The organism is Burkholderia sp. BCC0398 (assembly GCF_902833245.1).
Taxonomy (GTDB): domain Bacteria; phylum Pseudomonadota; class Gammaproteobacteria; order Burkholderiales; family Burkholderiaceae; genus Burkholderia; species Burkholderia sola.
The window spans coordinates 296,885-322,332 of record NZ_CADFEM010000001.1 but is presented as its reverse complement, the minus strand read 5'-3'; the positions used below and the strand labels follow the sequence as shown (position 1 = coordinate 322,332).

The following is a 25,448-nucleotide window of genomic DNA, read 5'->3' as shown; positions in this document are numbered from 1 at the left end:
GCACAGGAACCGTCATGGCGACGCAAGTCATCCAGATCGGCCGCCAGCGTTTCATATGCGGCCTTTTCTGGCAATCGCTCTCGCGCCGGCACGCGCTGCGCGCGGAGGCCGTGGAACTCGCCGCGCGCCTGAATTTCGATGCGATGGTGCTGCGTATCGACCGCACGTTCGCGGGCGCGGGTTTCGCGAGCACGCGCGAGGGCGCGCAACTGGGCTTGCCGTCGCTCGGCGCGCTCGTGTCGAAGACGATCGCGGCCGAAGGCGCGTTCTACGACGGACGCCAGCAGCCGGCGCCCAACTGGCTCGGCGCGTTTCATCTGCCCGACGGGCGCTGGGCCTACTTCGCCGTGCGCGACGGCGCGTTCCTGCCGAACGGCGACTGGATCGGTTCCAGCGAGGAAGTGTTCGAGCGGCTGCACGGCGATTACAGCCTCGGTGGCTGGAACGTCGTCATCGGCGATCCGCAGCTGGAAGTGCAGGGGTTCCACAACTTCTACGCGCGGCGCATCGAGGACATGATCCCGCGGCGGGGCGGCAAGCCGCATTTGCCGCGCTGGCTCAATCTGTCGCGTGTCTCGCGGCGCGCACCGCGGCGCGAGGTGCTGATCGCCGCCGCTGCGATCGTGGTGGCAGCCGCGGTGGCGGCCGGCATCGTCGCGTACCGGCGCCACCGCATGGAACTCGAGCGGCAGCAGGCGTTCGAGCGGATGCGCGCGGAGCTCGCGCTGCATCCGCCCAAGCCCGCGGCACCGCCCGAAGCGCCGCACCCGTGGGCCAGCGAGCCACGGCCCGATGCGTTCGTTCGCGCGTGCCTCGATCACTTCACGCACCTCGCGCCGGGCGGCTGGGAACTCGACGACTACGTTTGCCGCGCGTCGAACGTCAGCTACAGCTGGTCGCGGGGCGGATCGAACGTGGCGATGCTGATGGCGGCGGAGCCGCGCGCGACGATCGACGGCAACGGCGAGCATGCGAGCTACGTGGAGCCGCTGGCATTGCCCGTGGGGGGAGACGAAGTGCTCGATGGCGTGCGCGGCGTGCGCTTGCGCATGCTTTCCGCCTTCCAGTTGCTGGGCATCGGCCTGACGTTCACGCTGCAGCCGGCAAGCGCGCCGCAGCGCAGCCTCGCTTCGCAAACGCTGGACCGCCTGCACCCGGGCGGCGAGCCGCCCCCGGCGCCGCGCTGGCAGACCTGGCGCATGTCGGCGCAACTGGACGACGTGCGGCCCGACAGCCTCATCAGGTACCTCGACGAGCCGGGTGTGCGCGTCGAGACGCTTTCATACAAATCCGGGCAGTGGACGCTCGACGGAGTGCTCTATGAGAAATGACGCTGCATTGACTGTACTGGTGCTCGCCTGCTGCTGGGCGTGGCCGTTGGCCGCGTTCGGCGAGGCCGGCGCCGCAACTGCCACGGCCGCCGCGCCCGCTGAAGCGGCGCCGCGCATGAACGTCGTTCCGACGCCGGCCGCCGTGCAGGCAGCCAACGAACTGATGCGGCTACAGGAGGAAACGATGATCCTCAAGGCCCAGCTGAAAAAGCTCGACGCGCAGGCGCAGGTGGCGGAGCGGCAAGAAGCGCTGCATCGGATGGGCAGTACCGTCTCGTCGTATTCGGACGTGTCGCTCGTGGCGACACAAGGGCTCGGCAAGAAGCTCGGCGCAACGGTGGCGACGAGCGACGGCGCGGAGTTCGACGTCGGGCCCGGCGATACGCTGCCCAACGGCATGCGCGTGGCGGCCATTCGCCCGGGTGCGATCGTCCTCGCATCGCAAGACGGACGGCGCACGACGCTGACCGTCTCCGCGAGCGCGCGGCAGCAGCCCGCGCGCAACGTGGCGTCGACAGGCTCGCCCGGCGTGCCGCCGGTGCCGACGCTGCCTGCTTTGCCGATGTCTGCGAGGTGATGCGATGAGTTCGTCTCCGACACCGCCGGGCAAGACGCCCAAAACCGTGACGCCGCTGATTCTCTCGCGCGCCGTGAAGCCGATCGAAACCGATCCGTCCGTGACGCAGGTTCAGCCCGCGGCCCCGGCCGCGCCGGCGCTCGCGCCCGTTGCGCGGTCGCGCGAGCCGGTGCTGAGCGCCGTGGCCGCTGCCGCCGCCGCTTCGGTGCAGCCCGCGCAAACGGCGTCGCAAAGCCAGCCGCCGGGGCAGGCGCTGCCGCTCGCCGCCGTGGCGCGCCCGCTTTCCGACAGCGGCGAGTTCGCCGCGAGCGACGAGGAGCGCAAGTTTCTCTGCCTGCTCGACGACGGCACGCTGCTCGTGGCCGAAGGGCACGAAATGAATCCGTTCGTGCTGTCGTACTGCGCGAGGCTCGAACGGCTCAATTGCCGCTATACGACGCGGCTCGTGGCGCTCGATGCGATCAGGCGCAGCTATCAGGGCCCGCGCCGCGACGGCAGCGCCGAGCGCATCGATCACACGCAGATGCAGGTCGTCGCGAAGAACCTGATCGCGCGGGCGTGCGATGCGCGTGCGTCGGATATCCATATCCGTGTGAACCGCTTCAGCACGGAGATTCTGTTTCGCATCCACAACGAACTCGTGCGCATGTCGGAGCAGACGCGCGAGTACGGCGAGCGGCTGCTCGCCACGCTTTATGCGGCGATGTCGAGCGTATCGGACAACACCTACAAGCCGAACGAGCGCCAGGACGCGGCCATCGGCGATCGGGACAAGCTGCCGGACCGGCTTTTCGGCGTGCGGATCGCGACGGCGCCCACGAGCGTCGGCAGTGTCATGGTCCTGCGGCTGCTCTACAACGATGCAGGCGAGGCGACGGCCCTGACCGAGCTCGGCTTCACGGTGGCGCAGGCGAACGCGTTCGAGCTGCTCGCGCAGCAGCCGCACGGCATGAACATCATCAGCGGCCCGACCGGCTCGGGCAAATCCACGACGTTGCAGCGCGTGCTGACGAAGCAATTGCGCGAGATGGCCGGCTCGATCCACGTCATCACCGTGGAAGATCCGGTGGAGTACCCGATCGAGGGCGCGGTGCAGACGCCCGTCGTCAACGCGCCGACGGAAGAGGCGCGCTCGCTCGCGTTCGCCGCCGCGATCGCGAATGCGATGCGGCTCGATCCCGATACGATCATGATCGGCGAGGTGCGCGACCGCGCATCGGCGCAAAGCGCGTTGCGCGCCGCGATGACGGGCCATCAGGTCTGGACGACGGTGCACGCGAACGGCGCGCTCGCGATCGTGGACCGTCTCGTCGATCTCGGCTTGCCGATCGCGATGGTGACGGACGAATCGCTCGTCACGGGACTCATCAGCCAGCGGCTCGTCAAGCTGCTGTGTCCGCACTGCTCGCGCCCGCTGGCCGAGTCGATGGCGCAGCTCGACATGGGGCTCGTCGCGCGCGTGAAGCGGGCCGTCGGCGCGCGGTTCGACGCGGTGCGCGTGGCCGGGCCCGGTTGCCCGCATTGCAAGAACGGCACGGTCGGCCGGACCGTGGTGGCCGAGGTCGTGCGCACCGACGCGACGTTTTGCGAATTGCTGCGCGCCGGGCGCAAGCCCGATGCGAACGCGTACTGGCTCGGCGAGCTCGCGGGGCAGACGGTCGCGCAGCACGCGCTCGAAAAAGTGGCGGCGGGCCTCGTCGATCCGCGCATGGCGGAGCGCGTGGTCGGCCCGTTCATGCCGGGCAGCGGGGGGCGGCCGCAGCCGCTCGGAAGCGGCTATGGCACTTGAGCTCAACCGGCGCTGGGCGCGCCTGCAACTCACGACGCAGGCGCGCCTGCGGCTCTATCGCAAGATCGCGAAAATGCTCGCGAACGGTTTGCCGTTGCTCAAGATTCTCGAGGAGCTCGAGTTGCGTGCGTCGCACGAGGGCCGCAAGCCGAACGAGCCGCTGGCATTGACGCTCGCGGACTGGCGCAGCGTCGTGCAAAACGGCGGCATGCTGGCCGAGGCAATGGCGTGGTGGGTGCCGCATACCGAGCAGATGATCGTCATGGCCGGCGAGCAGTCGGGGCGCCTCGAGGCCGCGCTGCTGAACGTGTGCAACGTCGTGCAGTACAGCCGCCGGATCCGCACGGCCATCGTCGGCGGGTTGACCTACCCGTGCGTGATCGTGGCGATGACGATCGGGTACGTGTACCTCTTCGGCCAGCTCGTGATTCCGCGCTTCGCGTCGATCGTGAACCCGGAGCACTGGCACGGCGTGGCGAAGTCGCTCTACGAGCTGTCCCGGTTCGTGCAGGGCGGCATGATCTACTGCCTCGTGGTGCTCGCGATCCTCGTCGCGGCGCTCTTTTACTCGATGCCGCGCTGGTCCGGCAACGTGCGGATCTGGCTCGACCGCTACCCGCCTTACTCGATCTATCGACTCATCACGGGCTGCGGTTTTCTCGTCGCGTTTTCGTCGCTGCAGGCGGCGGGCTTCACGGTCGAACGCTCGCTCGCGCGGCTCGCCACCGATGCGAAGCCGTGGCTCAGGCGGCGAATCGACGACATGCTCTTCGGCGTGAAATCGGGGCTCAACGTCGGCGAGGCGATGAAGAACGCCGGCTACCGGTTTCCTTCGGAGGAGATCGTCGACGATCTGTGCGTGTATGCCGAATACAAGGGCTTCGCCGAGGCGCTGCACGCGATCGCCAACGAATGGATGACCGACGGCGTGGAGACGATCGAGGCGCAGATGCGCGTGGTCAACGGCGCGGCGATCGTCGTGCTCGCGCTCGTGCTGTCGTGGCTGATCAGCGGCTTCTTCGGAATTCAGCAGGAAATTGCGGCTTTGGCCCGGAGTCTGCATTGAGCCTGCCGTGTAATGACGTGTAAGCGCAGTGCAAACGAACGGGTGTCGAAAGGAGCGGCACGTCTTTCTCGAGTGCCGATTGAGGAAACCAAGGAGAGCAACATGAATGTCAAGACCATCGCATCGATTCGCGCCAAGGTGGGTAGCCGCGGGTCGCGGCGCATGCAGCGTGGCGCCACGCTGCTCGAAGCGATCGCCTATCTCGGGATCGCCGCCATCGTCGTCATCGGCGCCATTGCGCTGCTGCGCGGCGCATTCGGCAGTGCTTCGTCGAATCAGACGGCCGAGCAGGTGACGGCCATCCAGACCGGCGTCAAGAAGCTGTATATGGGGCAGACCAACGGCTACAACGGGCTGGCGACGACCGTCGCCATTGCCGCCGGCATCATCCCGACGACGCTCGTCATCGACACAGCGGCAAATACCGTTACCGATGCGTGGGGTGGCGCGGTAACCGTGACGGGCACCGGCAGCGGTACCTTCACGATCGAATTCGATTCCGTGCCGACGGACGTCTGCATCAACGCAGCATCGGCTGGCGGAACGTGGACGGCCGTCTCGATCGGCGGTGCGGCGCAAATCGTGCCGGTCACGCCCGCCGCCGCTCAGGCGGCTTGTGCCGGCGGTGCGAAGAACATCATCTGGACCTCGGCCTGATCGCGGCCCGAGTACCGGCCTTCGCCCCGATTGACGCCACGAGTCGCCCGCCATGTTCCTGATCTGGATCGTCGCCGCCTTCGCGATGCTGACCGGTGCCTACGCGCTGCTCGGCGCCGAGGCGGCGCCGGCACCGCTCGCGCCGTCGGCGATGGCGCTCGCGGCGAACATGAGCGCCTACCGGCAGGCCGTGGTGGCGTTCGCGCGCGCCAACCCGTCGTTCGCCGGCAGCGTGCCGGCGGCCAGCCTCGCGCCCTCCCTCGGGGCGACCGTTCCCGATCCGATGTGGCGGAACTACGTCCAACCCAATGCCGGCTATGCGGGCAGCCTGGTCGTGGTCTATGCGGCATCCGCGTCGGCCGCGGCCGCGGTCGACGGCATCGAGCAGATTGCGCAGGGCTCGGCGCTGGCCGGCGTGGCGCTCGGCGCCAACCTCGTGTCTCCCGGCAACCCGGCCGTGCCGCTGCCGGCCGCACTGGCGAACGCGATCCCGAACGGCATGCCGGTATGGATGGCGCAAGCGTATGACTGAGCGCACCCGCACCCGCACCCTTGCCCGCACCGGCATGCGGCGCCGCGGCCCCCGCGCGCGGCCGGCTCGCCGCATGTCCGGCTTCACGATGGTGGAGATGCTGGCCGTGCTTGCGCTCGCCGCATTGATGATGGCGGGCCTCGTCACGCTCACGAACTCGTCGCTCGACGATACGCGCGCGCAGCAGGCCGCGCTTTATCAATCGCAGCTGACGGCGGCCGCCACGCGGCTCATTCGGCAAAACTACACGGCGCTCGCGGCCCAGGCCACGACCACCTCGCCGGTGATCGCGAAAATGACCGGCTCGACGTATCAGCTGTCGACCTACCTTCCGAATGCGTTGGGCGGCACGAACCCCTATGGTCAGGCGCCGTGCCTGCTCGTCTACGCGGCGCCGGGCGGCGCCAACCCGGTGGCGTTGCAGGCGCTGCTCGTCACGGAGGGCGGCCGGACCATTCCCGATCCCGAACTCGGCTACATCGCGGCGAACGCCGGCCCGGGCGGCGGTTCGATCCAGGCGACGAACAATGCGAACGGCGCGGCCACCGGCGCCTTCGGCACCTGGAAAATCGATACGCCGAACCCGGCGAATACATCGTGCACAGGCAAGAAAACGGGCACGGGCCATCTCGCGAGCCTCATTTTCTACGACGGCACGCAGGCGCAGAACGTCGACTATCTGTACCGCGTGGCCGTGCCGGGCAATCCGCAGGCGAACACGATGCAAGTGCCGATCGTGCTCGCGCGGCAGATCGACTATGCCGCCTGCACGCAGCCCGGCGCCATCGCGGCCGACGCGTCGGGCAACGTCCTGAATTGCGACGGCACGCAGAACCTCTGGGTGCCGCAGGCGGCCTATCACTGGCGCGAGCCGGTGGCCGACGAAGCGGCGCTCGCGGGCGTGGCCGCGCATCAGGGCGACGTGCGGCTCACCACCGCGACGAATCGGGCCTATGCGTACAACGGCGCCACATGGCAGGCGCTGGCGGTGGACGAAGCGGGCAATCTCGCGCTCGGCAACGCGCACAACGTCGGCGACCCATGCCCGCCCGCGCCGCAGAATTCGGCCATCGCCCCCGCGTCGGCGAGCACGACGCTCGTCTCCACCGATGCGAACGGACGCGTGCTGTCGTGCCGCGGCGGCAGGTGGCAAACGCAAAGCGAAATCGAGCCGGCGTCGTCGCTCACGGGCTGTCAGCTCGTGATGGCCAACCCGAACGGCGCGGGCGATTACTCGGCCTGCACGGGCCAGCCGGCGACGAACTTCCAGTCGGGCGCCTATTCGTACAACGGCAGCAACGGTACGTACTCGTATACGTTCAGGACGACCGTCAACCTCGCCAAGCCGGGGATCATCGTCGCGTCCACCTGGGCGCACCTGAACGACGGCATGTGCAACGGCCCTACCGGCAACCGGGGGCAGCTCTCGCAGAGCATCGACATCACCGACGGCGGCAACCACAACCTCGGGCATACGGAGAGCCAGACGCCGACGCTTCAGGACGATTCGGGCGGGATCAACAACGCGCTGTCCCAGGCGGGCACGCCCGGCACCTACACGATCGTCGTGACGACGAACTGGGCGACGTACGCCGGTATCACGACGCCGTGGATCAGCAGCTTTTGCGGGGAGTCCGGCCAGACGGTCTGGAACACGCCCGTCGCGGCGGGCTGGACGATCAACTCCTACTACTGAGCGCCCGACCGTGAGCCTATCCATACCGCACACCTTCGCAGCACGGCCACGCACGGCGCGACCGGCGAAAGCGGCGCCATTGCGCCGGCACCGCCTTCGCGCGGGCTCAGTGCGGCGCGAGCGTCTGCAGCATTTCGTGCAGCTCGAGCCGGTTGTAGGTCGCGCGCAGCACGTCGCGTGGCAGGCATTGCTGCTTCGATACGAGGCTGAAGAGGTGATCGTTGAGCATGCGCGACATGTTGTCTTCCTTGCGCTTCATGAACTCGGCAAGGTACGGCAGCTTGCCCGGATCGGTCAGCAGGCCGCTGATCTGCTGATTGTTGTTGAAGAGCAGTTCGCTCGCGAGCACGAAGTTCTCGCCATCCTCGGTCGGCACGAGGCATTGGCAGATCACGCCGATGAGGCAGTTCGCGAGCGCGGCCGCATAGCGCTCGCGCTGCTCGGCCGGAAAGAACGACAGCAGCCGCGTGAGCGTGCCGATCGCGCTGCCCGTGTGCATCGTCGCGAGCACGAGGTGGCCCGATTCGCCGGCCTGCAGCGCCGTCTCCGCGGTCTCGGGGTCGCGCACCTCGCCGACCATGATGACGTCGGGTTTCTGCCGCAGCGCCTCGCGCAGGCCGGCCGAGAAGCTCGGTGTGTCGGTCGGCACTTGCCGCTGCGAGACGATCGACGTGCGGCCCTCGAGTTCGTATTCGATCGGCTCCTCGATCGTGACGATATGGCTGTTGCGCGTGCGGTTGATGTGCTCGAGCAGCGACGCGATCGTCGTCGTCTTTCCCGAGCCGGTCGGGCCCGTCACGAGGATCAGCCCCTTGGCGCTGTCGATCATCGAGCGCACGTAGGCGGGCAGGCCGAGCTTGTCGAGCGCGAGCGGCTGCAGCGGCAGGCGCCGGATCGAAATGACGAGCTTGCGGCCGCCATTGGTGCGGTAGATGTTGCAGCGAAGGCGGCAGCGCGTGAGCACGAACGGGCGATCGATCGCGCCGTGCTGAAGCAGCGCCTCCCAGTCCGGTTCGATCGACGCCAGCGTGGGCAGCATTTCGTCGTGGAGCACGGGCTCCTCGCCGACGGCGAGCCACCCGCGCGGCGCCTTGATCATGATCGGCCGGTCCTGCTCGATATGGATGTCGGTGAAAGTCTGCCGCAGGTCGATCAATTCGAGAATCTCGCGCGTCAGGTCGCGACGTTCGTGACTCGGAGCGTTCATCGTCAATGCCCTTCCTATGAAAGATAGTCGGAACTTACATGAAAACTTTGTCGATGTGTCGGAGAAGCACCGGGCCGCGCTGCGTACGCTTCATCGCGGGCGGCGTGTCATGAACTGGGCTCGCCGACTGGGCACCGTGGCCCTCGCCGCCGCGCTCGCATTCGGGGCGACCGCCCCCGTCGCCGAGGCGGCGGCCGTGCGCTGGAAGTCGTCGAGCGTCGACTACGAAGCGCAGGGCAAGGACATCAAGGACGTGCTGCGCGACTTCGGCGCGAGCCAGGGCGTCCCCACGCGCATCGCCGCCGACGTGAGCGGCACCGTGAGCGGCAAGTTCCATCTGCCGCCGCGGCGTTTTCTCGATACGCTCGCGGCGTCGTTCGGCTTCGTGTGGTACTACGACGGCGAAGTGCTCGACATCACGACGGCCGCCGAACTGCAGAGCACGCTCGTGAAGCTCGATTCGGCCGATACGGGCGCGCTGCGCGATGCGCTCGACCGCCTGCGCATCGCCGACGAGCGCTTTCCGATCGTCTACGACAGCGCGCAGGGCACGGCGCTCGTGAGCGGGCCGCCTCGCTACGTGCAGATGGTGACGAACGTGGCCTCGCGGCTCGACAACAACGCGGCGCATCGAAGCGGCACGCAGGTACGCGTCTTTCCGCTCTATCACGCGTGGGCGCACGACCGCACGGTGCCCATCGACGGCCAGCAGGTCACGCTGCAGGGCGTGGTGGCCGTGCTCAACGGCATCTACCACCCGGGCACGGCCAAGGCCGCCGACAAACGCGGCGAGGGCGGCCGCGCGGCGAGCGGCGTGAAGCGCACCACGCCGATCAACGACGTGAACGGCAATGCGTACAACGGCCCGTACGTACCGCCGCCGGTGCCGTCGGGCGCGGCCGGCAAGGGCATGTTCGCCGGGCTCACCGGGCAGCCGTCGCCGGCCGTGGCGGCGGCGGTGGGCGAGCCGCCGCCGCCGCAGAACACGAGCACGGCGCCGGCGAGCGACGATCAACTGCCCGTCATCGTCGCGGACCAGCGCACGAACTCCGTCGTGATTCGCGATACGGCCGACCGGATGGATCAGTACGGCAAACTGATCGATCGCCTCGACGTCAAACCGCAACTGATCGAGATCGAGGCGCACATCATCGAGATCGACGACGACGCGCTGCATCAGCTTGGCGTCGACTGGACCGCGCACAACAGCCACGTCGACGTGCAGACCGGTACCGGCACGCTCGCACAGAGCACCTACAACGGCACGCTCTCCCAGAACTTCGGCCAGACGGCGCTGGCGGGCAACATGCTCGCGGCGGCGACGCCCGTGGGCGCATCGGTGGCCGCCGTGCTCGGCGACGCCGGCCGCTATCTGATGGCGCGCATCTCGGCACTGCAGCAGACGAAGGCCGCCAAGATCGACGCGAGCCCGAAGGTCGTCACGCTCAACAACATCGAGGCCGTGATGGACAACCAGACGCAGTTTTTCGTGCCGGTGTCGGGATACACGTCGGGCGATCTCTACAGCGTGTCGACCGGCATCTCGCTGCGTGTGCTGCCGATGGTCGTGGAGGAGGACGGGCGCACGCGCATCAAGCTCGACGTGGCGATTCAGGACGGCCAGCTCACCGATCAGACGGTCAGCAACCTGCCGGTGATCCAGAACAGCACGATCAACACGCAGGCGTTCATCGAGGAGGGGCAGGCGCTGCTCATCGCCGGCTATCGCGCGGACAGCGCGACGATGGGCGTGACCGGGGTGCCCGGGCTCTCGAAGATTCCGTTGATCGGCGCGCTCTTCAGGACCGACAACCGCCAGAAGAGCCACATGGAGCGGCTCTTCCTGCTGTCGCCGCGCGTCATCTCGCCGTGATGCACCGCAACCGCCCGCCCCGGGTAATGCAGGAGGCCATGTGAACGAATCCCGTACTCAGCCGCATTCGCTGCCCGACGTGCAGCCCGGGAAGCAGTCCGAGCCGCGGGCCGCCCAATCGGGCTTGCCCGCCGACGCATGCGGCGAGGGCGCCGCCGATCGCCGCCTGTCCGACGACGACGCGCGCCGCCTGCGCGGCACGCTGCGCGGGCTGCCGTGCGGGGTGATCGTGCTCGATCGCGCGGGCGCGGTCGTCCACGCGAACGCGCGCGCGCTCGAGATGCTGGCGATGACGCTGCCCGCGGGCGTCGATTTCAGCGTGGCGCTGAGCGAGCGCTTCGAGATGACGGATGTGCCGCGGTTGCGCGATCTCGAAGCGGGCCGCGAGGTACGCGTGGACGATTCGACCTTCTGGATTCAGGCGGGCCCCGCCGGTGCGTGCGCCGGTGCGGGGGCGGGCGAATCCGTCATCGCCGTGACGGACGTGACGCCGTTCGCTCGCTCGCTCGACGAGCGAGCGATGTCGCTGCGCTTTTTGCTGCACGATCTGCGCTCGCCGCTCAATTCGATCAGCGCGCTCACGCAGCTCGATGCGAGCGACCCCGACGCGTTCGAGCGCTGCGGCGGCATGCAGCAGATCACCGCGCTCGCGCAGTACGTGCTCTCGCTCGGCGAGCAGTTCATCTTCTCGTCGGTGACCGAGCATTTGCAGGCGCGCGACTTCAAACGGTTCGATCTGCGCGCGACGCTGCGCCAGATCATCTCGCAGCTGGAGGTCACCGCCGTCTATTGCGGCGTCGCGCTACACTTGTGGCTGCCCGACAGCGCGCCGCTCTGGGTGAGCGGCATGCGCAACTTCGTGGCGCGCGCCGTCCAGAACGTCATCGACAATGCCGTTCGCGCGTCGCCGCGCGGCGAGGCGGTGACGGTCTCGATCCGGCAGGCCGACGGTTTCGCCGAGGTGGTCGTCGACGATCGCGCGGGCGGGCTGCCGGGTCTCGTCGCGGGAGATCGGCTGACCGACTTCGAGAAGCTCGGCAAGCGGACGGCAACGGGCTTCGGTCTCGGGCTCAAGCTCGCCGTGCAGATCGTCGGCATGCACGGCGGCGCGCTTTACGCCGAGCTCAACGGACAAGGCGGTACCGTGTTCGTGCTGCGTCTGCCGTGCCTGAATCCCGTCGCCGCGAAGCCGCACGCGACGTCGCTCGTCGATGCCGACCGCGCGTTGCGCGCGGCGCGCGGCGAGTGAGGCGCCAGCGCGCGGCCCGTATTCGTTTGGCACGCGTTGCGCGGAGCGGGCGCCGGCTCCCGCGCGGCCGTCGGAACCAAGGGGTCTCATGAAATCGCTTGCAGGCAAACCCGTACGCATTCTGTTCGTCGAGGACGACGTCGCGCACCACGCGCTCATTCATTCCTGGCTCAAGAGCGAGGGCTACCACATCGACGCTTTTCACAGCGGGCTCGACGCGCAGCAATTTCTGTCGGAGCAGTGGGCCGATCTCGCGATTCTCGACTGGGATCTGCCGGGCGTTTCCGGCGACAAGCTGCTGCAAAAGATCCGCAGCCGCTCGCAATCGATCATGCCCGTGATTTTTCAGACCGTGCACTCGGCGGAGTCCGACATCGTGCGCATACTCGATGCGGGTGCCGACGACTATCTCGTGAAGCCCTACGACAGGCAGGTGCTGCTCGCGCGCATGCGCGCGCTGCTGCGGCGCTTCGCGCCGATGAACGTGCAGGGCCGCAAGATGTTCGTCGACGACGAATGCGCGCTCGATCAGCAGGCGCGCTCGCTCGTGGTGGCGGGCGTGGCGCACAAGCTCGGCACCAAGGAGTTCGACATTCTCTGGCATCTCGCCCGGCACACGGGCGCCGTCGTGCTGAGGCAGGATCTGATGAGCGTGGTCTGGGGCTGGGATGCGGCCGTGCAAAGCCGCTCCGTCGACATGTACGTGAGCCGCCTGCGTGCGAGCCTGAAGGCGGCCGGCGTCGGCTGGACCGTGCAATCGGTCTATGCGACCGGTTACCGCCTGACCCTCAAGCCGGATATGGATCAGTCGGGCGCCGGTGCGTCGGGCGCCGGTGCGTCGCCGGAAGGCGCCGCATGAGCGCGGCACGCACGCGAGCGCTCGCGCGCGGCGCCGTCGCTGCCTTCGTCTGCGCGGCCACCGTGCATGCGCAGGCGGCGAGCATGGCGTGGGCCGGCGGCCCCGGCGCCCGCTTCGTCTACGTGACGAATGGCGCGGGCCTCGCGGAGGTCCTGAATGCGTTCGCGGCGGGGCAGCACGTTGCGCTGCGCATCGACGGTCAGGTGGAGGGCGTCGTGAGCGGCCGTTTCGCCATGCCGCCGCAGCGCTTTCTCGACGTCATGAGCCGTTCGTACGGATTCGTCTGGTACTACGACGGTGCGGTCCTGCATGTGTCGCCCGCGAACGAGCAGGCGCATATCGCCATCCGGCCTCACTTCTTTTCGGCGAATGCGCTGCGTACGTCGCTCGAGCAGGCAGGTCTTGCCGATACGCACTTCCCGTTGGCGGTGGATGCCGTCGCGCAAACGGTGAACGTGCGCGGGCCGGCGACCTACGTGGAGCGTATTCGTGCCGCGGCCGAGCGCTTCGAGCGCGACGCGCGGGAGCGCGTGCGCTTGTCCGTGCGGGTGTTTCGCCTGAGTGCCGCGAATGCCGCCGACGAAACGCGCGTGGTCGATGGCCGCACGCTCGTCGTGCCCGGTGTGGCCACGCTCTTGCGGCGCCGTTTCGAGCGCCCGGCCGTGGCGAACGGGACCGCCATTGCCGATGCACCGCGGATCGTCGAGTTCGATGCGGCGTTGCCGGCGATCGAAGCGGATGCGACGACGAATTCCATCCTGATACGCGATCGGGCCGAGCGTATCGACGCCGACGGCGCGCTCGTCGCCAGCCTGGACGTGCGTGCGCAGCTCGTATCGGTCCAGACGTGGGTGGTGGATGTCGATGGCGACGCGCTCGACGCGTTGCGGCCCGCGTTGCCGCCGGCCATGGCCGACGGGGCAGCCGCCGAGCAGGCGACGGCGGACGCGCGCGCGCACCGCGATGCCGGTATCGCGCCCGACGGCGGCCGCGCGCTGCTCGCGCAACTCAAGGCATTGGCCAGCCGTGGCCGCGCTGAAATCGAGGTGTCGCAAACGGCGCTCACGCACGACCGCTCGCCGGCCGTCATCGACCGCCACGAGGCACGTCTCGCACGCCGCGATGAGGATGACCTGCCCGATGACGGCGCCCGCGATCTCTGGCTCTCGATTGCACCGACGGTCGAAGGCGCCGCGTCGATGCCGCGTATCGGCTTGCGCGTGGAACTGGGGCGTCGCCGCGATGCGCGCCGCTATCGGGCCGTCGACGAAAGCCTGGCGCCGGGCGAGTGCCTCGTCATCGAGGGGCCGGCGCGGCACAGGGGCGATGTCGAGCGTCGCGCGGACGATACCGGTTCCGGCAGTGCGGGAGAGGGCGGCACGCGTCGCCGCCTCGTCTTGCTGATACCGCGCGTGGCGGCATAGCGCCGAGCGGGCGAGCGCCCGCGATCGCGTGAGCGTGAAGCGACGTGCCGTGTACGAACGGTTGCGATGGCCGGCCAGGCGTCGATGCGCGCGGATGCGCCCCTTGCCTGCGGTGCGCCCGCGCTCGCCGGGCTTACGCCCGCAGCCACATGAAATTGCCCGACGCAATGCCCTCGAACATTTCGTCGGGCGATTCGAGGATGTTGTTTTGCCAGTAGCGGCCGTGTTCGGCGTAGTGCGAGAAGAGATCGGCGAGATAATCGCCGGTGATCGTCGGGCCCATCGGCAGATGGACGAGCAGCACGACGTTGCCCGTATCGGATTCGAGGCACAGTTGCGCCTGGTCCTGCGCGTAGACGAGCAGGTTGGCCTCGAGCATGAGCCGGAAAACGACGAGCGACCGGCCGGGCGTGACGGCGCCGTAATGAAAGCTGACATAGACCGAATCGGGGTCGGCCTCGTGGTGGTCGAGATGGACGTCGAACCCTTCGATCTCGAGCGTTTGCGTGTCGACGACATACTCGGCGTCGGGCAGCCCGACCACCGCGCAAACCTCGTGAATCAACTCGACGAAACGTTCCCTGCTCATGGGCGGCAATCTCCGGCGAAAATAGGGCGGGCCGGTTGCAAAAAAGCGGGGGCACGGAGCCGGAAAGCCGGGCTTTCCGCTTTCGTGCCCCTCGCGCCAACGGACCGCGGCAACGCGAGTCGCTTACTGGCCCTTCGCGGCGTCGGCGATGTTCTTCGCGCCGTTGTTGCCGACGGAGGCGAGCGCCGACGTTTCCTGCTGCTGCATGTTGATCTGCATGGCGGCCATCGTCATGGCGTTGTTCTGGTTGGCCATGGCCTGCATCTGGCCGACCATGTCGGCGTTTTGCGAACCGGCTTGCGAGACGCCCGAGCTTCCGATCGATGAAGACATGATGTATTCCCCTTATCAAGAAAGTGATGAAAAAAGCACTGCTGTGGGTTGACGCCTGATGCTTCGGTAAAAGGCCCGTGGCCGTGGTGGCCGCCGGTCCGGACCGGCTGACGCGCAGCCGGATGCTGCAACTGCAAACTGTCTAACCTTCTTCCGTATCGCCGCGGATGCCGTCAAAGCGCCGCGCCACGCGCGCTGTGGCGCTCCTGCAGCGTGAGCACGATGCGGCGCGCCGCGATCATCCCGCGATAGAGCTTTTGCAGATCGAGCCGCTCGCGCTCGTCGGCCGCGGACTGCGTGGCCGTACTGATCCGGCGCGCGGTTTCGTCGAAGGCCGCCGCGATGCGCGCGACCCGCTGCGCGCCGTCGGGCGCCGAGAGCGTGGCATCGAGCGCGTTCAGATCCTGCGCGATGGGAAGCAATGCGTCGTACATGTCGGTTCCTTTGGTGGTCGAGGTCAATTGTTTGCTTCGTCCCTGCTGCTCGCGAACAGATGCTTCGTGCCGTCGGGCGTCTCGATGTAGCGCAGCCCGCCCGTGGCGATCACCGACGTGTACTCGACATCGGGCGTGAGCGCCTGCGCCTCCTTGACGTCGACGTCGACGCGCTTGACGTTGTCGCCGAGGTCGGCCCTGATACCTGCTATCAGCGTGCGGAAGGTCGTCATCGACTGCACGCTGCCGCTCACGCGGAAGATGCCGTGGCCTTGGTAACTCACTGCCGCGCCCGTGCCGGCGAGCGACTGCTGAATGTTGTCCACATCTTGCTGCGCGACGTCGTATTCGCGCCGCACCTTGCCGCGCGCGAGACTGTCCATGATCCGCTGCGCCTTCGCGCTTTCGTCGCTGCTCGTCACGATGCCGCGCACCGCCACACTGTCCTTGCGTGCCATTGCCTGCAGATCGCCGAGGCCTTCGCGGTGCAGGGCCTCCTGCAACTGCCGTGCGATCGCGTCGGCGTCGAACTTCACGCTCGCCGCTTCGCTCGATTGCGTGCCCGCGAACATCACGCCGGCCACGGCGATGCCGCCGATCGCAGCGGTGCAGGCGAGCGCCAGCACGGCCGTGCGCCAGCGCACCTGGGGCGACGCGGTCGGCGCGCGGCCGGCGCCGGGTTCGTCCGCATGGGCCGGGTCCCGATCCGGCGCGCCGCTATCCGCGTCAGCCGCCGTCGCGGTGTCGGCAGGCGGCTCGGCTGTCTTCCAGAGGCCCGCCAGCAAATCGAGATCGCGCGGCCAGGCTTCGCCATCGGGGCCCACGCAAAACACGACATCGCCGAACGGCACGGCCACGAAGTCCGCCACGAGCACCTCGTCGCCGTTCGCCGAGCGGATCCGCGCCACACCGTCCTCGCCCACGCAAAGCTCGATGTCCTCGACCGTCCAGTCGCTGATGCAGACATCCGCGTGCTCGGCGGCGCCGATCCGGTAGGTGCCGCTCGTGAGCCGGACCTGGGCTCCGGCGTGGGTGCCGGTCAGTACTCGAAGCGCTTTCATGATCGTGGTATCCGTGTATCCGACGTGGGTCATGCGGTTGCTCTTGCGGGTCGCCGCTCCGGCGTGTCGCTGCTTCGCGCATCGGGCCGCCGGGCCTTGACCGTCAAAATCAGTTTAGGGTTTTGCCGTTGGCGCGGCCGGCGCCATGCGAACTTCGAACGTCTTATCCGAAGCGCCGGCCGTTGCCTTGGCCGCCCCTTGCCGCGCGGCGCCGGTTTGACCGCCGATCGCGCCGCCCGTCGCGCCGCCCGTGACGGCGGCACCGGCTGGCGCCTTGCCGGCCGGCAGCGCGGCTTGCGTGTCGAGAATGCATTGCTTCACTGCCGCGATCGATTGATCGTCGTACGAGTATTCGATGCCCGCGCGCTGGCGCGCGAGCGTGTTGTCGAGCGATACGCCGAGCAGCCCGGTCACTGCGGCGGCCTTGCCCGGGGTCGCGGCGCTTTGCATCAGCGCCGCATGGCGGTGCGCGTGAAGCCGGGCAGCATTGCGCCGGAGCGCCATCGGCGAGCGCATGGCGAGCAGCATCGGCACCGCCAGCAAGGGCCCCAGTTCGACCTGCGCGGCAAGCCGCAGCACCTCCTTCGCGCAGGCCGCCGCGAGTTCGGCCGGCAAGTCCGGTGCACCGAGCTTTTGCGTCGCGAGCAGTTGCATCGTCGCCGCGAGCGGCTGGCTGCGCGCGGCGGCCTTGGCCCGGCCCGCCTTGCCGATCGCGAACTTGCGCGGTGTGTCGCGGCCTTCGCCGGACTGACGGCCGTCGCGCCGAGGCTGTCCGTCGCGCGGCGAACGCTGCTGCGGCTGCCCCTGTTCTTCGCCCTGTTGATTCGAGCCGCGATCGTGCCCATGGCCGTTGCGATGCCGTTGCTCCTCGCCGTGTTGCTGATCGCGCTCGCGCTTTTGCTGCTGACCCTGCTCGTGCTTGCGTTCGCGCTCGTGCGGGTGTTCGTGCTCGTGCCTGGGCTCGAGCGCGTGCGGGTCGTCCGGCCGTTCGTGAGCCGATGCCTCTTTGCCCTGCGCCTTCGCCGAGCCCCCTGGCCGCGGCCGTTGGCCGAGCTGGCGCATCAGCTTTTGCGCGGAAGGGGGCGGCGGCTTGTGCATGCCTTCGGCAAAACGCTTGCCGCGGTAGAAAGCGGCGGCGAGCATCTTGTTGTGCTGCAGGCGCGCGCGCTGCATCTTCGTGTGCTGCACCTTCACGCCCGTGAAGCCGCGCGCCTGGGTCATCTGCCCCGTGTGCTCGGCGCCGGCCTGCGCCTGCTGCGCGAGATCGGCGGCGTGGTGGCCGTGGTTGTTGCGGATCGGCGAATTCACGACGGCACCGCGAGCGTGACGATCTGATTGGCGAAGCGCAGGATCGCGGCGGCGCCCCAGGCGCCGATCATCAGCACGGTGGCCACGACGGCCACCAGCTTCACCGCGTACGAGATGCTTTGGTCCTGCATCGACGTGATGGCCTGCACGAACGAAATCGCGAGGCCGGACAGCGCGGCGACCACCACCACCGGCATCGAGACGGACAGGCAGAGCAGCAGGCCCTGCGAAGTGATGCGAACGAGCGTATCGGTTTCCATGGTGCGCGCCTCAGCGATAGGTCATGACAAGACCGTGAATCAATGTGGACCAGCCGCTCATGACGACGAACAAGAGCAGCTTGAACGGAATCGCGACGTTCGTCGGCTGGACCTGGTTCAGGCCCATCGCCATCAGCACGTTGGCGATGACGAGATCGACGACGATGAACGCGATGTACAGCAGAAAGCCGATCTTGAAGGCGTCGGCCATCTCGGTCAGCGTGAAGGCCGGGGCGAGGACGATGAGGTCGTCCTCGCGGATCTTCGCCGCCATGTCCTTCGGCCAGACCACGGTTGCCGAGCGCACGAAGAACCGCTTTTCGCGCTCGTGCGCGTGCTTCTTCAGAAAGGCGCGAAACGGCTCCTTTGCCGCATCGAAGGCATCGAGCACGACGAGCGACGTGTCGCTGCCGGGGGTGCGGTGCATCGTCTGCATGGTTTGCATGGCCTGCATGCCGATCGGCGCCATCACGTAAGCGGAGACGAGGACCGCGATGCCGTTGAGCACCATGTTCGGCGGCACCTGCTGCACGCCGAGCGCGTTGCGCAACAGCCCGAGCACGACCACGATCTTCGCGTACGAGGTCGCGACCATCGCGACGAACGGGATCAGGCTGATCGCGACGACGGTGATCAGCAGCCCGGTGAGATCGCTAAACTGAACCATGGCCGCGCGACAGCTGAACGAGACGCACGCCGAGATGATCGCCGACGCTCACGAGTTCGCCGAAGCCGATCGTCTGCCCGTAGGTGACGAGCCGCACGCGCGCATCGGGCAGCGCGGTCGGAAGCTCGAGCACGTAGCCCGCGCGCAGCGCCGAGAGCTGGGCGACCGGCATCGAAACCGTGTCGATCTCGAGCTTCAGCGGCAGGTCCAGCTGGCTGATTTCGACGGGCGTGTCGATCGAATCGGTAAGCGGCGCGTTGAACTGCGTCTCATGGCTCATGGTGGGGTCCTCGTTCAAGGTCATCAGATGGTGGGTGACGTCTGCCACGGCGCGCAGTTGCCGCGTCCCGTAGCGGCCCCAGACGACGTGCATCGGGGCGGACGAGCGCTCGCTCGCGAAGAGCGCGCGGGTGGCTTCGGGTACGGCACGCAAGATGACGTCGCCCGCGCGCAGCGAATCGAGCGTCGTCACGTTCATCGTTTTCTCGCCGATCTGCAGCCGGCCCGGTACGGCGATCTCGCTGACGTGGGTGGCGAACGGCGTGCATTGCCGGGCCACGAGCGTTTCGAGCGCGTCGAGCCAGCCGCTGTCGACGTGCTCGACAACCGCATCGAAGCGGGTATCGCTCACGCGCAGCGAGAGCGCGCAGCAAGGCGCGCTCAACGGCTGACGCGCGGCAGGTTCGAGCGAGACGACTTCCACGCCGTCGAAGCCGAGCGTTTGCAGCGCGCGCCGCAGCGGATCGAGCAGGATCGCGCACACGGAATGGCGCAAGCGCGCGTTGACGGGCTCGTCCGACGCGACGATGCTCGCGAGCCCCGTGTGCTGTCCGACGTCGATGCGCACCGCGGCCGTCTCCATGCCCCAGCGCAAGCGCACGACGGCGGCGCGCTCCGGCTCCACGAAATCGTGCGTACCGACGCTGAAGGCCGAGACGCCGAGCGCGTGAGCGAGCAGTGCGCTCAGGCGCTCGTCGACGGCGAGCCGATGCTGGCGCGCGGTGGCGGCCGCAAGCGCGGGCAGCCGCGCGGGATCGAGCAAGACGGCCACCGCCGGCGCTTGGGCGGCCGCCGCAACGTGGTCTGTCAGTAGCGTTCGTGTGGTGTCCATATTCGTTTTACGTGACGATGATCTCGACGCTGCGCGCGCCGTCGAAGCGGCTTTGCATCACTGCCTCGAGGCTGGTGCGCAACGTCGCCGCATGCTGTGAGATTAGTTCGCGCGAGCGTGCGTCCGTGGTGTCGAAGCGAAGCGTCAATTGGAAATGCGAAAGCGCGAGGTTCAACGTGCAGCCTGGCAGCAGCGCCGGATCGATGGGAATCGTGATCTGCCAGTCGCCGCTTGCGAACACGATCGGATTGGCGCAGAAGTCCGACACTTCGGCGACGATCGAATCGACGAACCGGTTCATGTCCTGGCCCGTGCGCGCCGGTGCCCGCACGGCGACCACGGCATGCGGGCCGACTGCTTCGGAGCGCTGCGGCTCGCGCGTGGCTTGAACGCGCGGCGTGGCCGGCGCAGCCGTCGATGGCCGGGCGTTGGGCGGCCTCTGCGGTGAAAGTGGCGCCGCGCCGTGCACCGGCATCGGCGTCGGCGTCGGCGTCGGCGTGGGCATCGTCGAATATGCCGGTACATGCATGGGCGCATGCATGGCCGACTGCACCGGCAGGTGCATCGTCGAATGCATGGGCGGATGAATCGTCGCAGGCACCGGAGCCGGCACCGGCACCGGCGCTGCCGATCGAGCGTGCCCGGCAGCGTCATCGCGTTCGTCGCCGGAGCCAGCCTGTGCGTCGTCGTCGCGCTCGCCGCTGCCGGCATCGTCGCGATGGTCGTCCGCGGCGAACCCGGGGACCGGGTAGAACGGTTCGGCTTGCTCGCCGAATGGAGGCTCGGCCGGTGCGGCGCATGGCGGCTCGTCGCCGGGCGTTTCCGATGCGCCGGCGCGCGCGCCTTCGCGCAGGCGCTGAAAAAGCGCGGCCTGGCGGCTCAACTGCGCGACCGGCATCTCGGGTGCGGGGTCGGTGTGCGCGGCCGGCGCTGCGATGACGCGGGCGCGATGAGGGAGGCAGGTGTGCATGGCGCGGCTCGCTCGATCACATCGCCAGGCGGCCGACGGGCTGGAGATCGACATGCGCGCCGAGCTCCTGGTACGAATACACGGGCAGCCACGGCAGCCGCGCCTCGATCATCCGCTTGATGTAGCGCCGGATGTCCATCGACGCGACGAGCGCCAGCGGCTGCCGCGGCGTATCGCCGACGATGTCGGCGATCTTGCCGACGAGCTGGGCGATTTCGTCGGGCGGCAGCGCGAGGAAGTTGCCCGTGGGCGTCTGTTTGATCGACTGCCGGATGTGCTGCTCGACCTGAATGTCGACGAGTACGACGGGCAAATCCCGCACGCCACCCGTCGCGCGATAGGCGATGAGCCGGCCGAGCTCCATGCGGATGTATTCCGTCAACATCAGCATGTCCTTCTCCTTCGGTCCCCAGACGATCAGGCTTTCGGTGATGCTGCGGATATTGCGCACGGGCACGTCTTCCTCCAGCAGCCGGCGCAGCACGTCCGCCATCTTCTGCAGCGGCAGCGCCTTTTGTACTTCCGCGACGAGGCCCGGGTAGTCCTCGTTGAGCTGATCGAGCATCCACTGTGCTTCCTGGATGCCGAGAAAGAGATGAGCATTGCGCCGCAGCAGGTCGATCGTGTGGCGTGCAATCAATGCTTCCGGGGTCGCCGCGGCGGCAGGCGCGTCCGCGGCGCCGCCGTCGGCCGCCGCGTGTACCGCGCGCGTTTCGGCGAGCGTGGTGCGCCCTTGCGGCACGTCGAAGATGAGCACTTCGTAACTGTCTTCGGGCAGCGTGCCGTCGGTCCACATCATGATGCCGGGGAACGGCAGGCCGACTCCCGATTGCAGCGCGTGGCGCTGGGCGTCGAACGCGCGGTCGAGCGCATCGGCCGCGAGACGCGCGCTGACGTCGGCGGCGAGGCGCACGCCGAGCGGGCAGGTGAACTGCGGCGGGCGTGGCAGGATCGACGGCGCGTCGCCCTTGGCGCCGGCGCGCTGCAGTGCGCCTACGGGCTTGCCGGCGCCTTTGGCCGGACCATCCTGCTTCTTCTGCAGACGGTAGCCGACGAAGCCGAGCAGCCCGGCGAGCAGCGCGAAGAGCGCCGCCGGAAAACCGGGCACGGCGGCGAAGCCGAGCAGCAGCAGCGCGGCGAAGTACAGCGCGCGCGAGCTGCTCGTGAACTGGCGCCTGATGTCTTCGCCGAGGGAGGAATTTCCATGGTCGCCGCCTTCGTCCACGCGCGTGATCATGACGCCCGCGGCCACCGAGATCAGCAGCGACGGAATCTGCGAGACCATGGCGTCGCCGATCGAGAGGACCGAGAAGCGGTTGGCCGCGTCGCCGGCCGACATGCCGTGATAGGCGACGCCCACGGCGATGCCCGCGACGATGTTGATCATCGTGATCATGAGGCCGGCGATCGCATCGCCTTTCACGAATTTCATCGCGCCGTCCATGCCGCCATGCAATTGGCTTTCGATGGCGAGCCTCGCGCGTTTCCTGCGGGCTTCGTCCGGCGTCAGGATGTTCGCGCGCAGGTCGGCGTCGATGCTCATCTGTTTGCCGGGCAGCGCATCGAGCGTGAAACGGGCCCCCACTTCGGCGACGCGCTCCGAGCCCTTGGCGATCACGATGAACTGCACGACGGAGATGATGACGAACACGACGAGGCCGACGACGAGATTGCCGCCGACGACGAGCTGGCCGAAGCTTTCGATGATTTCGCCGGCATCGGCGTGCAGCAGGATCGACTTCGTCGACGCGATATTCAGCGAGAGCCGGAACAGCGTCGTGAAGAGCAGCACGGACGGGAACGCCGACAGCGTGGCGATATGGCCCACATACATCGTCACCATGAGCAGCGTGATGCTGATCATGATGTTGATCGCGAGCAGCCCGTCGATGATGGCGGGGGGCAGCGGCAGGATCATTAGCGAGACGATCGCGATCAGCAGGACGGCGATGCCGGCCTCGCCGATGCCGGGCAGTTTCATGGTCTTGAACATGTCCACTACTCCGTGGTGGCGGTTTGAGGCGCGAGGCCGTCCACCCAGCGAAGAATCGCGGCGACGACTTCGAACAGTTCCTCGGGAATCGGCTGATTGAGCGGCACCTTGTGCAGCATGCGCGCGACGGGCGGGTTCGCGACGATGGGCACGCGCGCGTGCATCGCCTGCTGGCGCAGCCGCAGCGCCTGCTCGTCGAGGCCCTTGGCGAGGACGACGGGCAGCGGAAACTCCGCCGGGTCGTAGCGCAGCGCGACCGCGTAGTGAACCGGGTTGACCACGACGACGTTCGCGCGCGCGACGCCGCCTTTCGGACCTTCCTGCGATATCTCCCTGGCCATGCGCTTGCGCTCGCCCTTGAGTTCGGGGTTGCCTTCGCTCTCCTTGTGCTCGCGCTTCACCTCGTCTTTCGACATCCGGTTCTTGCGGATGAAGAGCCACTTCTGCAGCTTGTAGTCGAACGCGCCGATGACGACGAACACGCCGAGCGCGACCACGACCACATGCATGAGCACGGACCACAGCACGCCGATCAACTGCGGTAGCGACTGATCGAGCGCGCTCGCCACCACGGGCATCGCGCTTTTGATCGTCTGCCACATGACGGCGACGAGAATCGCGGCCTTGCCGACCATCTTCGCGAGGTCGATCGCCGAGTTCATCGAGAAGATGCGCTGAAAGCCGGACCCGGGGCTGACCGACGCAAGCTTCGGCATGACGGCTTTCAGCGAAATCTTGAGTCCCGTCTGGGGGGCGAGCGCGATGATGGCGGCGACGAGCGCAACGGCCGCGATCCCGCACAGCAGGCCGAGCGTCTGCAGGCCGATATGAACGAGGATGGTCCAGAGGTCCTGCAACTCGCGCTCGCCGTGGGTGAAATCGACCGCCTCCTTGACGATCGCGCGCAGCGTATCGGCCAGATAGTGCTGGCCCGCCGTCAGCACGAGCACGATCGAGCCGAGCGACGCGACTTCGACCAGGTCGGAACTCTTCGCGACCTGGCCTTCCTCGCGGACTTTGTCCAGCTTCTTGTCTGTGGGCTCTTCGGTTTTCTCGTCGCTCATGACCGCTGTCCTTCGCTTGTCGCAGGCGCGCACCCGGGATGGGGCGCCCCGATGCAACGTTAGCGGCGCCGCGCTATCCGGCGCGACGGCGATGCGAAGCAAGGGCAGGGGCTGCGAAGCGAGGCGGCGCGACGGCGCGTCGCCCGGGCGCAGGCCACGTGAGCAAGGCGACCCGCGCGGCGGCGGGCACGCGCTAAGACGTCCGCGAAAAGCGGCACGGACCGCCGCCCGTCGCACGCGGCGCTTCGCAATTCGTTGTGCGACTTCGTGCGCGGCACGTGGCGCGCCGATCGTGTTGCGTAACTTAGCGTCAACGGAAGGCCACGCCTCATCGGGTGCGGCCCATCGGATCGAATCTGATTTCGTTGGGGGAAAGGATGGACGTTCTGAAGGATCGGCCGCAGTGCCCATCGGGAGTCGTCGGCGCGATCGTCGACCTGGTCAGGGTGGCATTGGCCCGCGCAGGCACGCCGGCGCAAGTCGACATCGACGATCTCGAGCACCTCGTCGACGTGCTGCATCTGCTGCGCCCGGATTCCGCCGAATTCGCGTTTTTCGACGGCTGGCTGCATATGGTGCGCGAGGAATGGAGCGACGCCGAACGGCTCTTTCGCGATCTGGTCGAGCGCTCGGTCTGCCTGCCGGCCAGCAAGGGAATGTTGCTGCAGTGCCTGAAGGCCCGCCAGGAGTTCGGCTGGCAGGAGGAGGCTCGGCACCTGCTGGAGGAGGGCGGCAACGAAGAGGTTGAACGGCTCGCGAAGGTTCTGCTTGCGAGCGAGGAGCTGAAGCAGGCGGTCGCGACCGCGAAGCGCACGGGCCGCTTCGTTGCGCCGGATTCCGCGCTCGCGTTCGAGAACGGAGCGCACGCCGAAGACGGCGAAGCGGTCGCGACGCCGTCGTCCTCATCCAGCGACATGCTGCTGACGATGCAGTACATGCGCGTCTGAGCCTGTTGCCCCTACCAGGAGAAACGAAATGAGCATCACGACTGCATCGCAACTCCAGTACGAACTGGCCCGCGTCACCGGCACGACGCCCGCGGCGCCGAATGCGGACGCGGTATCGCAGCCGCTCGTCGACAAATTCCAGGCGATGATGGCTTCGGCGCCCCAGCATGCGGCAGCCGTCCACCCGACCGAGCGCGCGGACCTCGTGACGAAAGCAGTCGAGGAGCAGGCGGACTATTACCGGCAAGTGCCGAACGACGTGCTCTACATGACTCAGCACATGAGCGCGCTGTCGATGGAGCGCCTTGCCGCCGCCGACATGACCATCCAGCTCGAGATCGCCAGCCTGAACGCCGATCTGCAGGTGAAGATGGCGACCGTGCAGTCGTCGAAGGACGCCGTGCAGACGCTCATGAAGAACCAATGACTTGACTCCCCGTCCTGAAGGACA

25 protein-coding genes are annotated in these 25,448 nt (G+C 67.9%); 13 read left to right on the top strand and 12 right to left on the bottom strand.

Features of this window, described 5'->3' with window-relative positions; translation table 11 throughout:
• Positions 1-14: 14 nt before the first annotated feature.
• The 7 genes from pilO2 (at position 15) to pilV (ending at position 7,648) form a co-directional block, all read left to right on the top strand.
• The gene (pilO2, locus tag HWX76_RS01405; protein WP_176015399.1) at positions 15-1,331 is read left to right on the top strand and encodes a type 4b pilus protein PilO2; all 1,317 of its coding nucleotides are present in this window, start codon (positions 15-17) and stop codon (positions 1,329-1,331) included.
• Positions 1,332-1,377: 46 nt separating this feature from the next.
• Positions 1,378-1,908 carry a type IV pilus biogenesis protein PilP gene (gene pilP / locus HWX76_RS01400; protein WP_244137929.1) on the top strand — a complete coding sequence of 177 codons (531 nt, stop codon included), beginning with the start codon at positions 1,378-1,380 and terminating at the stop codon, positions 1,906-1,908.
• A gap of 4 nt (positions 1,909-1,912) precedes the next feature.
• Positions 1,913-3,697: an ATPase, T2SS/T4P/T4SS family gene (locus HWX76_RS01395; RefSeq protein WP_176015397.1), complete on the top strand. Its 1,785-nt coding sequence runs from the start codon at positions 1,913-1,915 to the stop codon at positions 3,695-3,697.
• Positions 3,687-4,763, top strand: coding sequence for a type II secretion system F family protein (locus HWX76_RS01390; RefSeq protein WP_176015396.1), 1,077 nt, complete (start codon positions 3,687-3,689; stop codon positions 4,761-4,763). The genes HWX76_RS01395 and HWX76_RS01390 overlap by 11 nt, the downstream gene beginning before the upstream one ends.
• A gap of 102 nt (positions 4,764-4,865) precedes the next feature.
• A complete protein-coding gene (locus tag HWX76_RS01385) occupies positions 4,866-5,420 on the top strand; it encodes a type 4 pilus major pilin (RefSeq protein WP_124651090.1) in 555 nt (184 codons plus the stop codon).
• 52 nt (positions 5,421-5,472) lie between these two features.
• Positions 5,473-5,952, top strand: coding sequence for a type IV pilus biogenesis protein PilM (pilM, locus tag HWX76_RS01380; protein ID WP_050011165.1), 480 nt, complete (start codon positions 5,473-5,475; stop codon positions 5,950-5,952).
• Positions 5,945-7,648, top strand: coding sequence for a shufflon system plasmid conjugative transfer pilus tip adhesin PilV (gene pilV, locus HWX76_RS01375; protein ID WP_176015395.1), 1,704 nt, complete (start codon positions 5,945-5,947; stop codon positions 7,646-7,648). The genes pilM and pilV overlap by 8 nt, the downstream gene beginning before the upstream one ends.
• Before the next feature lie 106 nt (positions 7,649-7,754).
• Here pilV and HWX76_RS01370 read toward each other — a convergent pair whose 3' ends face one another.
• Positions 7,755-8,855, bottom strand: a complete 1,101-nt coding sequence (locus tag HWX76_RS01370; RefSeq protein WP_050011384.1) for an ATPase, T2SS/T4P/T4SS family — start codon at positions 8,853-8,855, stop codon at positions 7,755-7,757.
• A gap of 109 nt (positions 8,856-8,964) precedes the next feature.
• On the opposite strand from HWX76_RS01370, the gene sctC reads away from it, so the two are divergent.
• The 4 genes from sctC (at position 8,965) to HWX76_RS01350 (ending at position 14,260) form a co-directional block, all read left to right on the top strand.
• On the top strand, positions 8,965-10,728 hold the full coding sequence (gene sctC / locus HWX76_RS01365; RefSeq protein ID WP_176015394.1) for a type III secretion system outer membrane ring subunit SctC: 1,764 nt from the start codon (positions 8,965-8,967) through the stop codon (positions 10,726-10,728).
• A gap of 40 nt (positions 10,729-10,768) precedes the next feature.
• Positions 10,769-11,977 carry a PAS domain-containing sensor histidine kinase gene (locus HWX76_RS01360; RefSeq protein WP_080334123.1) on the top strand — a complete coding sequence of 403 codons (1,209 nt, stop codon included), beginning with the start codon at positions 10,769-10,771 and terminating at the stop codon, positions 11,975-11,977.
• Between the two features lie 88 nt (positions 11,978-12,065).
• A complete protein-coding gene (locus tag HWX76_RS01355; protein WP_050011163.1) occupies positions 12,066-12,836 on the top strand; it encodes a response regulator transcription factor in 771 nt (256 codons plus the stop codon).
• The gene (locus HWX76_RS01350) at positions 12,833-14,260 is read left to right on the top strand and encodes a secretin N-terminal domain-containing protein (protein ID WP_089489223.1); all 1,428 of its coding nucleotides are present in this window, start codon (positions 12,833-12,835) and stop codon (positions 14,258-14,260) included. The genes HWX76_RS01355 and HWX76_RS01350 overlap by 4 nt, the downstream gene beginning before the upstream one ends.
• A gap of 133 nt (positions 14,261-14,393) precedes the next feature.
• Here the strand turns inward: HWX76_RS01350 and HWX76_RS01345 are convergent, their stop codons facing one another.
• From HWX76_RS01345 to sctU, 11 genes are all read right to left on the bottom strand, one after another.
• Positions 14,394-14,849 carry a molecular chaperone Tir gene (locus tag HWX76_RS01345; protein WP_089489224.1) on the bottom strand — a complete coding sequence of 152 codons (456 nt, stop codon included), beginning with the start codon at positions 14,847-14,849 and terminating at the stop codon, positions 14,394-14,396.
• A 123-nt stretch (positions 14,850-14,972) separates the two neighbouring features.
• Positions 14,973-15,182 carry a hypothetical protein gene (locus HWX76_RS01340; protein WP_006765597.1) on the bottom strand — a complete coding sequence of 70 codons (210 nt, stop codon included), beginning with the start codon at positions 15,180-15,182 and terminating at the stop codon, positions 14,973-14,975.
• 173 nt (positions 15,183-15,355) lie between these two features.
• Positions 15,356-15,616: a hypothetical protein gene (locus HWX76_RS01335; protein ID WP_011660757.1), complete on the bottom strand. Its 261-nt coding sequence runs from the start codon at positions 15,614-15,616 to the stop codon at positions 15,356-15,358.
• 23 nt (positions 15,617-15,639) lie between these two features.
• Complete coding sequence (gene hrpD5 / locus HWX76_RS01330) at positions 15,640-16,677, bottom strand: HrpD5 family protein (protein WP_176015393.1); 1,038 nt, start codon at positions 16,675-16,677, stop codon at positions 15,640-15,642.
• 114 nt (positions 16,678-16,791) lie between these two features.
• Complete coding sequence (locus HWX76_RS01325; RefSeq protein WP_176015392.1) at positions 16,792-17,985, bottom strand: helicase; 1,194 nt, start codon at positions 17,983-17,985, stop codon at positions 16,792-16,794.
• Entirely contained in the window at positions 17,982-18,245 is a 264-nt protein-coding gene (sctS, locus tag HWX76_RS01320) for a type III secretion system export apparatus subunit SctS (RefSeq protein ID WP_050011159.1), read from the bottom strand. The genes HWX76_RS01325 and sctS overlap by 4 nt, the downstream gene beginning before the upstream one ends.
• Before the next feature lie 10 nt (positions 18,246-18,255).
• Complete coding sequence (gene sctR, locus HWX76_RS01315; protein ID WP_006750699.1) at positions 18,256-18,912, bottom strand: type III secretion system export apparatus subunit SctR; 657 nt, start codon at positions 18,910-18,912, stop codon at positions 18,256-18,258.
• Entirely contained in the window at positions 18,899-20,023 is a 1,125-nt protein-coding gene (gene sctQ / locus HWX76_RS01310) for a type III secretion system cytoplasmic ring protein SctQ (protein ID WP_176015391.1), read from the bottom strand. The genes sctR and sctQ overlap by 14 nt, the downstream gene beginning before the upstream one ends.
• 7 nt (positions 20,024-20,030) lie before the next feature.
• The gene (sctP, locus tag HWX76_RS01305) at positions 20,031-21,047 is read right to left on the bottom strand and encodes a type III secretion system protein SctP (protein ID WP_244137928.1); all 1,017 of its coding nucleotides are present in this window, start codon (positions 21,045-21,047) and stop codon (positions 20,031-20,033) included.
• Complete coding sequence (locus HWX76_RS01300; protein WP_050011156.1) at positions 21,010-22,986, bottom strand: FHIPEP family type III secretion protein; 1,977 nt, start codon at positions 22,984-22,986, stop codon at positions 21,010-21,012. The genes sctP and HWX76_RS01300 overlap by 38 nt, the downstream gene beginning before the upstream one ends.
• A gap of 5 nt (positions 22,987-22,991) precedes the next feature.
• Positions 22,992-24,050, bottom strand: coding sequence for a type III secretion system export apparatus subunit SctU (gene sctU, locus HWX76_RS01295; protein WP_050011155.1), 1,059 nt, complete (start codon positions 24,048-24,050; stop codon positions 22,992-22,994).
• Positions 24,051-24,427: 377 nt separating this feature from the next.
• Here sctU and HWX76_RS01290 point away from each other — a divergent pair, with 377 nt between their 5' ends.
• On the top strand, positions 24,428-24,997 hold the full coding sequence (locus tag HWX76_RS01290) for an HrpB1 family type III secretion system apparatus protein (protein ID WP_089489228.1): 570 nt from the start codon (positions 24,428-24,430) through the stop codon (positions 24,995-24,997).
• 28 nt (positions 24,998-25,025) lie between these two features.
• Positions 25,026-25,424, top strand: a complete 399-nt coding sequence (locus tag HWX76_RS01285) for a serine kinase (RefSeq protein ID WP_124554048.1) — start codon at positions 25,026-25,028, stop codon at positions 25,422-25,424.
• Positions 25,425-25,448 lie beyond the last annotated feature (24 nt).

Excerpts from the sequence above, each read along its gene's own strand:
- sctS (WP_050011159.1), bottom strand. The coding sequence starts at position 18,245 with ATGGAAACCGATACGCTCGTTCGCATCACTTCGCAGGGCCTGCTGCTC.
- pilO2 (WP_176015399.1), top strand. The coding sequence starts at position 15 with ATGGCGACGCAAGTCATCCAGATCGGCCGCCAGCGTTTCATATGCGGC.
- HWX76_RS01350 (WP_089489223.1), top strand. The coding sequence starts at position 12,833 with ATGAGCGCGGCACGCACGCGAGCGCTCGCGCGCGGCGCCGTCGCTGCC.
- sctQ (WP_176015391.1), bottom strand. The coding sequence starts at position 20,023 with ATGGACACCACACGAACGCTACTGACAGACCACGTTGCGGCGGCCGCC.
- HWX76_RS01340 (WP_006765597.1), bottom strand. The coding sequence starts at position 15,182 with ATGTCTTCATCGATCGGAAGCTCGGGCGTCTCGCAAGCCGGTTCGCAA.
- HWX76_RS01300 (WP_050011156.1), bottom strand. The coding sequence starts at position 22,986 with ATGTTCAAGACCATGAAACTGCCCGGCATCGGCGAGGCCGGCATCGCC.
- HWX76_RS01290 (WP_089489228.1), top strand. The coding sequence starts at position 24,428 with ATGGACGTTCTGAAGGATCGGCCGCAGTGCCCATCGGGAGTCGTCGGC.
- HWX76_RS01370 (WP_050011384.1), bottom strand. The coding sequence starts at position 8,855 with ATGAACGCTCCGAGTCACGAACGTCGCGACCTGACGCGCGAGATTCTC.
- sctU (WP_050011155.1), bottom strand. The coding sequence starts at position 24,050 with ATGAGCGACGAGAAAACCGAAGAGCCCACAGACAAGAAGCTGGACAAA.
- pilV (WP_176015395.1), top strand. The coding sequence starts at position 5,945 with ATGACTGAGCGCACCCGCACCCGCACCCTTGCCCGCACCGGCATGCGG.
- HWX76_RS01345 (WP_089489224.1), bottom strand. The coding sequence starts at position 14,849 with ATGAGCAGGGAACGTTTCGTCGAGTTGATTCACGAGGTTTGCGCGGTG.
- sctP (WP_244137928.1), bottom strand. The coding sequence starts at position 21,047 with ATGTCGATCTCCAGCCCGTCGGCCGCCTGGCGATGTGATCGAGCGAGC.
- hrpD5 (WP_176015393.1), bottom strand. The coding sequence starts at position 16,677 with ATGAAAGCGCTTCGAGTACTGACCGGCACCCACGCCGGAGCCCAGGTC.
- HWX76_RS01385 (WP_124651090.1), top strand. The coding sequence starts at position 4,866 with ATGAATGTCAAGACCATCGCATCGATTCGCGCCAAGGTGGGTAGCCGC.
- HWX76_RS01395 (WP_176015397.1), top strand. The coding sequence starts at position 1,913 with ATGAGTTCGTCTCCGACACCGCCGGGCAAGACGCCCAAAACCGTGACG.
- HWX76_RS01285 (WP_124554048.1), top strand. The coding sequence starts at position 25,026 with ATGAGCATCACGACTGCATCGCAACTCCAGTACGAACTGGCCCGCGTC.
- sctR (WP_006750699.1), bottom strand. The coding sequence starts at position 18,912 with ATGGTTCAGTTTAGCGATCTCACCGGGCTGCTGATCACCGTCGTCGCG.
- HWX76_RS01335 (WP_011660757.1), bottom strand. The coding sequence starts at position 15,616 with ATGTACGACGCATTGCTTCCCATCGCGCAGGATCTGAACGCGCTCGAT.
- HWX76_RS01355 (WP_050011163.1), top strand. The coding sequence starts at position 12,066 with ATGAAATCGCTTGCAGGCAAACCCGTACGCATTCTGTTCGTCGAGGAC.
- sctC (WP_176015394.1), top strand. The coding sequence starts at position 8,965 with ATGAACTGGGCTCGCCGACTGGGCACCGTGGCCCTCGCCGCCGCGCTC.
- pilM (WP_050011165.1), top strand. The coding sequence starts at position 5,473 with ATGTTCCTGATCTGGATCGTCGCCGCCTTCGCGATGCTGACCGGTGCC.
- HWX76_RS01390 (WP_176015396.1), top strand. The coding sequence starts at position 3,687 with ATGGCACTTGAGCTCAACCGGCGCTGGGCGCGCCTGCAACTCACGACG.